We start from the raw sequence: 6,417 nt of genomic DNA on the forward strand, positions 1-6,417 counted from the left end.
CAGCGTAATTGAGGCCGTCTTGTGAGGGTCCGAACATAAGATGGGATGAGAAAAATGAAGCAAATAAAAAAACGGCTGTTTAAAATCCAGCCGTTTTCCATCTTATGCATACATTGTTTCATTTTCGAACAAGCGGTGAAGGCCCTTGAGCTCCACTTCATTAAACTTGGAAAGAACCTTTTCTCGGTCAATCCTGAAGAAGGCTTCATCCATCCGGCATTCAACAGGTACGTCGCATTTTATTTCAGCCAGCTGCCTGCTTAAATGCAGCATTTCCAGGTCTGCTTCAATTTTCGCACGCTGCGATTTTGTCAGTTGATGCAAATTCGCTATAACACCTTCGACATTTCCATGATCCTGAAGCAATTTTACTGCGGTCTTTTCACCAATTCCGCGAACTCCAGGATAGTTATCGCTAGGGTCACCCATGAAAGCCTTCAAATCGATCATTTGCTCTGGCCAGATCCCTTTTTCCGCGTAAAGCGTCTCGCGATTGTGAACAACATAGTTTCCATAGCCTTTTTGCAGCAGGATAACCGAAACACGGTCATCAATCAGCTGGAGAATATCCTTATCACCTGTCAGAATCGAAACTGATTCGACTTCTTTCGCCGTCCTGGCGATTGTACCGATACAGTCATCCGCTTCATATCCTGGCAGCCCGATATTAGGGACATCAAACGCCTCTACAACTTCCTTTACAAGGTCAAACTGCGGCAATAACTCGATTGGGGCTTCCGGCCGGTTCGCTTTGTAAGATTCGAACATTTCCGTGCGGAACGTCTTGCTTCCCATGTCCCAGCATACTGCTGCGTGTGTCGGTCTGAATTGAGACATCGCTGTCGCAAAGTGCTTCACGAAACCATGGATTGCGTTTGTAGGAACACCTTTAGAATTTATCATAAATTGTCCGGAAACGGCTGTGGCAAAAAATGCTCTGAATAATAGTGCCATTCCGTCTACGAGCATAAGTGAAGTTTTATTATTAGTTTCCAAGCTGAAACCTCCATCTATGATTAATTTTCCGAATCGGCCTTCCGGTGCCATAAACCGGCAGACTCTCATGTGGCTCAACTTTTCTATTATAACATAAAACTTCCGCTATTTTTTTCAAAACCCTCAGCTCCCTGCATTTCCCTTCCCTACTGGGTTATCTTCATATGAAACCCAATCGCTGTAGCTTCCAGCATAAAGCCTGACATTCTTGAAACCTGCTTCTTTTAAAGCAATGAAATTTGGCGTCGCAGTTACACCTGATCCGCAATATACGATGACTGGCTGCTCTTTATCAAGACCAGCAAATCTTTCTTCCTGTTGTAGTTTTGATTTCAAATATCCATTTTCCAAACCTTCCATCCACGGCTTGTTAATGGCCGTCGGTATATGGCCAGCGATTCTGTCAATCGGTTCCTCTATGCCCAGGAAGCGCTTATTTTCCCGTGAATCTATAAGGATTGCAGATTTACTCCCATTGAGGGCGAGATCTTTCACTTCTTCATATGAAGCAAGCATTTCCTTATTTTTCGAGATGATGAATTCAGAACGTGAGTATTTTGGAATCTGGTCATTAACTGGATTTCCAGCCTTCGTCCATGCTTCAAAACCACCGTTCAGAATATATACCTTATCGTGGCCAAGATACTTCAACAGCCACCAGAATCTTGATGCAAATGCACTTTCCTTCGCATCGTATGCCACGAGAGTCGTATCATTATTAATCCCTGACTCTTCCAGCCTGGCTTTCAATTGGCTGAAATTTGGCAGAGGATGCCTGCCCCCATGTGTTCCAACGGTTCCCGAAAGGTCTTTTTCAAGGTCAAAATATACAGCGCCAGTTATATGGCTATGTTCATACTGAACCCTGCCTGCATCAGGATTGCCAAGCTGGAATCTGCAGTCTATGACTCTTACATCGCTGTCTTCGAGATGCTCTTTTAACCAGTCTGAATCTACATAGTATTGCATGGAAATCACTCCCCTGTTTTCGGGTTATTTTTCGCCATTAATCTTTTAACGTTTTCTTTTGGATCCCAGCAGTCGAATCGATAAGTGGTTTTTGTTTCAAATCCAAGCCTGCCGCAAAAATACTTCATTCGCCCTTCAGCCTTTTCCGTCCGAAAATTAATGCAGGTAGCACACGCATGGAATCGGTCATTGTTCATCCTACAATACAACCCTCATCAATCATTTTTAATCTTTTCCAGTGCTGATTTAACCTCGTCAATTGAAAAATTGTTCTCCAGCGCAGTAGTAATTCCTTCGAAATATTCATTGATTTGCTCCGAAAAATCTTCCTGAATTTTTTCAAAAGCAGAGCTCAATTCTTGGATATAGTGGTTTTTTAACTTCAGATTCTCTGTCTCTAGATAATCTTCGACCGGGTGCTGTAAAAGCCTTTCCAGTTCTTCAGCCATTAATCTCTTTTCATTTTTCTCAAAGAATGATTTAGGATTTTTGAACATAGCGAGTGCTTTTTTGAATTGACCGCGGTCAATTTTTTGGAAGGCAGTCTCAAATTCGAGTCCTGCAAATGATTTATTATCTATTAATGTGATCGAAACAGTTTGATTGATTTTTAATAGTTCCGCAATAAAAGCCTGCTGAAGTTCCTTTAAATTGCGGTCAATGAACGCTTCAACTCTTAAAGAAGTCGCCCTCATTTCCTGAGCCAGGTCAAAGCCGATGCTTTCGATCAATTCATCAAGCGCAGTCTCTAAGGCTCTTTTTAAATTACGGCCATCATCCTTCAGGAGAGCAGGGTTAAAGGATTCCCGGAAAAAGTCTCCAAATCGGATGAACACCCGCTGGCGAATATAAAATGCCAGTTCATCCGCTTCCTGAACGAGGCGCTCTCCTAATAGATCCGCCGTCTTTCTGGATAAAATATTATGCATTTCTTCTTGTTCAGACTTCAGCTTTCTTTGTTTTTCAGCCTTGGCTGCATTGTCTTCTTTGGCAGACCTGATCATTTCCTCTATTAAATGAACGGCTTGCTGCCACTTTCCCTCAGCAGCTTCAACAGCCATATTCATAAGGTCTTGGGCGATAAACGAATAAAATGCTTGTTCAAACCGATTAAAAAGCTGGTCCCCGCCAGATGCTGATTCAAGTTTTGCATTCAACCCCTTCAAGCTGGAAACAGGGAATAGATGAGGTTTCCTGATCCCGTATTGAACGAGCTGGCCCTCAACATAATCAAGGACGGCTTGCTGCTCTTCATCGGAATACGCTAAATCAACCGCGTTGACAATGAAGAACATTTTATCAAGCTCAAAGGTGTCCTTGACCCTCCCTAATTGAATCAGGAATTCTCGGTCTGCTTTCGAGAATGCATGGTTATAGTAAGTAACGAATAATATTGCATCCGAGTTTTTGATATAATCGAATGCGACCCCAGTATGGCGGGCATTGATGGAGTCCGCTCCAGGAGTATCAACAAGGGTGATTCCTTCCCTCGTCAGTTCACAGTCATAATAAACTTCTATCCATTCAACAAAACAAGATTTCTCTTCTTCCGCCACATATCCTCTGAAGGAATCCAGATCCACAAATAACGTTTCTCCAAAAAGGTCTTTAAAATCAGCAAAGCCTTTTGCAAATGCCTGCAGGAACGCATAGTTGGTCTTTTCAACAGCACTGAAGCCGGTATCTTCCCATTTCAGGCCATTTATTTGTTCAAGAGCATGCTGGAAATCTCGTGATGACTGGCCGAACAAACCGAGCGAACGCTCAACCTCTTTTAGTATGGTATCGCCATTCTTGATTTTGACAATCACGCTTCCATGTGGATTCTGTTTTGTTACGGGCTTTATTTTATTAATCGCTGCTGTCGTCGGATTCGGTGATACGGGCAATATCCTTTCACCTACAAGGGCATTGGCAAAAGACGACTTCCCTGCACTGAAAGCACCGAACAGGGCTACAGTGAATTCTTTTTCCTTTATTCTGGCTGCCTTTTCTTTCAATTCCCGTGCAATTTTTTTCAATCCCGGGATATTTTCTATCTCTGCCGATGTAACTTCCAGCTTATCTAATAAGTGCTGATGTTTTTCATGGTAATGATCGATTCCGTTAACATGTTTTTCCTCGGCAGCTTGACTGGCATCATCTGATTTGGGACGCTTCACTTCAATATCTGCCTCGGCTGGATCAATAGTTGTGACAACTTCTGATTCACTATCTATTGGCTGGAAAATACTATAATCTTCCTTCCTATCCTCAATGATTACATCGCCATATAATAACTCGGTTACATTACGTCTTTGTTCATTAAGCACATCTCGTATTCTCCTTAATCCTTCCCATGCAGCCAACAGTTTCTCTAGTTCAGTTTCTTTATTTGAAAGTGTTTCTAGTTCTTCATCATCATTTACTTTCACATTGTTGAGGAAGGCTTTCTTTATTGGTTCAAGTTTTCTGCGGGCGAGATTCTTCAACGCTTCTGCAACATCATTTGTATAGTTCAATAGATATTCGCCAGACAATCTTGCTCCTGGCTTTTCTGAGTTGGAAAGCAATTCTTTATCAAACTCCACCTGGAAGCCACTAACCATCCTTTGCAGCTCTGCTTGGTTAAGATTATGCTTCCTGAAGAGTTTGGTCAAAAAGTCTTTGATATGCCAATCCAGCTGGGATTGCACTTTTTCTTCAAGGTCTTGATAAAAACTTTCCAACCTGGTTATTCTTTCTTGTTCCGTTTTCTGTTTCGAGAAAAACAAGCCAACTTTAAAATCCGGCTGCCGAGCTTGAAGATAAGCTTCAGCCAGCTCCCTAGTCTGGAATGGCATCAAATAAGCATTTTTAAGAATGTTGTTGATTCCGGATACAAATTCCATCTCCGGATTTCTTTCTTGTTCCAGCTTTTGCTTTTTCTCTCGTATCTCCTCAAGCTTTATTGAAAGCTGCTGACGCTCGCTTTCTGGAACGCCTTCAAGGACGGACTCAAGTTCCCTAAGCATTTCCTCAACCTGTTGGTGCATGTGTGCCAAATGGTCCTCTACCAATTTTTCCATTGATTTGAATATTGACACTGGCAGGATTTCTTTCCTCTTGCTCTTTCGATCTATGATGAAATTATTGAGCTCCGTATACTGATTGTATGGTGAAGTCTCATCCCTTAAAGAAGTGTAAAAGATTCCTGAATGTCTGACTCCCCAATCAGCAAAAGAAGTTTTAACACTTTCTCTGAACTGTTCAAATGACAGTTCAGCATCCTGGTGTTTATCGATTTGGTTAATGATCAAGTACAGCTCTTTCCCAGCGTCTGTCAATTCTTTCGTAAACAGGAAGTTCAACTCAGACTGGACATGATTATAATCCATCACATAAAACACTATGTCTGACAGGTGCAATGCCGATTCAGTAGCAATTCGGTGAGCGTCATCAGTCGAATCAATTCCTGGCGTATCCATGATGACTGCTTCTTCCAGAAATTCAGCGCCGTTATGGCTGATTTCTATAGCATGGATTTGATCACCGTCTTTGCAGTATGATTTAACCGTTTCATAATCATAGGGGGCTGGATAAATCCTTGATCCTCCATGTTTGAAAAAGACTTTTGCATATTCATCGCCCGATTTTATCCTCACCAAATTTGCGCTTGTTGGAATTGGGCTTGATGGCAGGATGTTATCGCCGATCAGCCTGTTGATCATACTCGATTTCCCTGCTGAAAAATGGCCGCAAAAAGCGATTGAAAATTCTTCTTCAATCGCTTTCCTTCCAAGCTCTCTTACCTTTTCTGCTGTATCCTCATCATTATTAGTCTGAATAAGTTTATAAAGTGATAATATTTTTCCAAGAAGCTTCCGTTCTTGCTGCGCAACTGTCTGACCCATTCTCTTTACCCCTTGTGACAAATTTGTGAATGATTATATTTTATATGATTTTTCACGCTTTTCCTATTATTACATTTTTGGATAACCAGTAATAGCAAGATTATTTTCCTGAACTAACAGAAATTGAGCTTCAAGGGGATCTGAAATCGGGTTTCAACGCTCGAACTAGCATGAATCGAGCTCGTAAGGGAACTGAAATGGTCTTTCACTGCCCGAATAAACAATGATCTAGCTTGAATGGGGACAGAATTCATAAAAAACGGAGCCAATACGGCTCATTGGTGACCTCTTTTCTCGCATTCTGAAAAAGGGGGCACATATAGAAGAGTAATGTGCCCGGTTAAGGGAGGATAGAGAATAACGGGGCACATAAAGAAAGATATGTGCCCGGTTAAGGGAGGAAAGGGAATAACGGGGCACATAAAGTAATGATATCTGCCCCGTTAAGTGAGGATAGAGAAAACGGGGCACATAAAGAAAAGATATGTGCCCGGTTAAGGGAGGAAAGGGAATAACGGGGCACATAAAGTAATGATATCTGCCCCGTTAAGTGAGAATAGAGAAAACGGGGCACATAAAG

General features: G+C 42.0%; 3 protein-coding genes. All 3 read right to left on the bottom strand.

Going from position 1 to position 6,417, the window contains the following annotated elements; translation table 11 throughout:
• Positions 1-102: 102 nt before the first annotated feature.
• Positions 103-969 (bottom strand): 5'-3' exonuclease, encoded by an 867-nt coding sequence (locus tag M3204_RS08350; protein ID WP_251480772.1) that lies wholly within the window; start codon positions 967-969, stop codon positions 103-105.
• Between the two features lie 150 nt (positions 970-1,119).
• Positions 1,120-1,965, bottom strand: a complete 846-nt coding sequence (locus M3204_RS08355) for a sulfurtransferase (protein ID WP_251480745.1) — start codon at positions 1,963-1,965, stop codon at positions 1,120-1,122.
• Between the two features lie 215 nt (positions 1,966-2,180).
• Positions 2,181-5,837, bottom strand: a complete 3,657-nt coding sequence (locus tag M3204_RS08365) for a dynamin family protein (RefSeq protein WP_251480747.1) — start codon at positions 5,835-5,837, stop codon at positions 2,181-2,183.
• Positions 5,838-6,417: the final 580 nt, after the last annotated feature.

This window comes from Mesobacillus subterraneus (genome assembly GCF_023715485.1).
GTDB lineage: Bacteria > Bacillota > Bacilli > Bacillales > Cytobacillaceae > Mesobacillus > Mesobacillus subterraneus_B.